Annotated in this window: 1 pseudogene; it reads right to left on the minus strand. The window is 73.7% G+C overall.

The features are described 5' to 3' along the window. Window positions 1-287: pseudogene (locus tag KVT32_RS29175) on the minus strand (SWIM zinc finger family protein); the annotation flags it as partial. Window positions 288-357 lie beyond the last annotated feature (70 nt).

Here is a 357-nt window from a genome sequence, read left to right on the forward strand (position 1 = left end):
TCCTGGTCGCGCACCTGCCAGAGCAGTTCCTGCTGGACTTCGTCCAGCTGGGGCGCTTCCCAGGCCGCGGGGCGCAGCAACACCATGTCCACCGCTTCGCCGGGCAGCCCTGCGCCGGCGCCGACTGCCAGGCGCAAGGCAGTCCAGTCGTCGAAGCCGGCTTGCTGCCAACGCGGACCGCGCGGTGCCCGGGCGGGCTGGGCGTGGGCCCGCGTTGCGCCGCCCAGGCCCAGCCGCCCATCCTCGGCCAGGCGCGGTTGCTCCAGCATCAGGGAGAGACCGGCCAAACGCGCCGCTGGACCAATGCCCGGCCATAGCGCGTGAAGGGACCAGGCGCTGTCCCTGCCGAAGCCCGGA

It is taken from the genome of Achromobacter sp. GbtcB20 (genome assembly GCF_019091095.1).
Taxonomy (GTDB): domain Bacteria; phylum Pseudomonadota; class Gammaproteobacteria; order Burkholderiales; family Burkholderiaceae_B; genus Achromobacter; species Achromobacter mucicolens.